Origin of the sequence: Pseudomonas sp. dw_612, assembly GCF_018449725.1 — a bacterium.
Lineage (GTDB): Bacteria > Pseudomonadota > Gammaproteobacteria > Pseudomonadales > Pseudomonadaceae > Aquipseudomonas.
The window spans coordinates 1-1,592 of the sequence record NZ_JAAVVC010000056.1 but is presented as its reverse complement, the minus strand read 5'-3'; the positions used below and the strand labels follow the sequence as shown (position 1 = coordinate 1,592).

At 63.0% G+C, this 1,592-nt stretch carries 2 protein-coding genes; one reads left to right on the top strand and one right to left on the bottom strand.

The genetic code is table 11. The annotated features are described in order from the left end of the window. Positions 1 to 10: 10 nt before the first annotated feature. A complete protein-coding gene (gene ftrA / locus HB680_RS32430; protein ID WP_213942326.1) occupies positions 11 to 985 on the bottom strand; it encodes a transcriptional regulator FtrA in 975 nt (324 codons plus the stop codon). 100 nt (positions 986 to 1,085) lie between these two features. Between ftrA and HB680_RS32425 the strand changes: the two genes are divergently transcribed. Then, positions 1,086 to 1,520, top strand: coding sequence for a rhodanese-like domain-containing protein (locus HB680_RS32425; RefSeq protein WP_213942325.1), 435 nt, complete (start codon positions 1,086 to 1,088; stop codon positions 1,518 to 1,520). Positions 1,521 to 1,592: the final 72 nt, after the last annotated feature.

The following is a 1,592-nucleotide window of genomic DNA, read 5'->3' as shown; positions in this document are numbered from 1 at the left end:
AAAGAGCACCTCAAAAAACAGCCTGTACCCCACGCCCAAACCTTTCCCGATACACCGACGGCGGCACCCCCACCACGCTGCGAAACGCCACCCGAAAACTCTCCACCGACCGATAACCACAGCGCTCGGCAATCTGCTCGGTGTTGTCGCCCGTGCTCTCCAGCAACTCCCGCGCCCGGGCCAGGCGTTGATGTTGCAACCAGGTCTTGGGCGACTGGCCGCTGGCCTCGGTGAAACGGCGCAGGAACGTGCGTTCGCTCATCGCCGCCTCACTGGCGAGGTCGCGCACTTCCAGCGGTTCGTGCAAGCGTTCCCGGGCCCATTGCATGACGCGAGACAAATCGCTGCGGGGCGTTGGACTGACCGGTGTAGGAATAAACTGCGCCTGACCGCCGGTGCGTTGCGGCGACATCACCAGTCGCCGCGCCACCGAGTTGGCGACCTGAGTGCCAAAGTCCCGCGCCACCAGATGCAGGCAGGCATCGATGCCCGCCGCGCTGCCGGCCGAGGTGATCAACTGGCCGGAATCGACGTAGAGCACGTCCGGGTCCACCAGAATATTCGGGAAGCGCTCAGCCAGTTCGCCGGCGTAGCGCCAATGGGTGGTGGCACGGTGGCCGTCCAGCAATCCGGTGGCCGCCAGCACAAACACCCCGGAGCAGATCGACAGCAACCGCGCACCTCGCGCGTGGGCCTGACGCAACGCGTTGAGCAGCGCTTCCGGCACCGGTGCCTGACGGTCGCGCCACCCCGGCACGATGATGGTCCGGGCGCTTTCCAGCAGTTCCATTCCGCCGTCCGCCAGCACCTGAATGCCGCCCATGGCGCGCATCGGGCCTGTATCCACGGCGACGATTTGATGGGTGTACCACGGGAAATCGAACTCCGGCCGGGCCAGGCCGAAGATCTCCACGGCGATGCCGAACTCAAAGGTACACAGGCCGTCGTAGGCCAGGATCGCGACTAATCCAGGGTTGGGCTGCATTTGGCGGAAAGTTCCCGGTGAGTGTCTTGTGCGCCACTGTAGCGGCAAGTGCCGCGCAGATAAAGTCTGCCTACACCCACTGAGATTTAGGACTACACCCATGACCAGCCTGGTTCGCGCCATTCCCGCAGCCCCGTCCGCCATTGCCCTGATGCATTTCAGCAATCGCCTGACGTTTGAAACCGATTGTTCCGACGTGTACGGCAGCCAACAGGCTGGCGAAGTGGATTTTATTCTGGTGGATACACGCGGCCCGTTGGCTTTCGAGCGCGGGCATGTGCCCGGCGCGATCAATATTCCGGGACGGTTGATGACTGCCGAGACCTTGGCGGCGTATCCCAAATCCAGTGTGTTCGTGGTCTATTGCGCCGGCCCTCACTGCAACGGCGCGAACAAGGCCGCGGTGAAACTGGCGGCACTGGGCTACCCGGTCAAGGAGATGATCGGCGGAGTGACGGGGTGGCTGGATGAGGGGTTTGAGTTGAGTGTCGAGGTGGCGCGACCGTCCACCACGGTGGTCAGTTGCGAATGTTGAGGTAAGCGAAAAGATCGCAGCCTCGTTTCACTCGACAGCTCCTACAGGGTGTACGCCAACCCATTGTAGGAG

What these genes read in the sequence shown, in the direction of transcription:
- ftrA (WP_213942326.1), bottom strand. Translation starts at nt 985, where the DNA reads ATGCAGCCCAACCCTGGATTAGTCGCGATCCTGGCCTACGACGGCCTG.
- HB680_RS32425 (WP_213942325.1), top strand. Translation starts at nt 1,086, where the DNA reads ATGACCAGCCTGGTTCGCGCCATTCCCGCAGCCCCGTCCGCCATTGCC.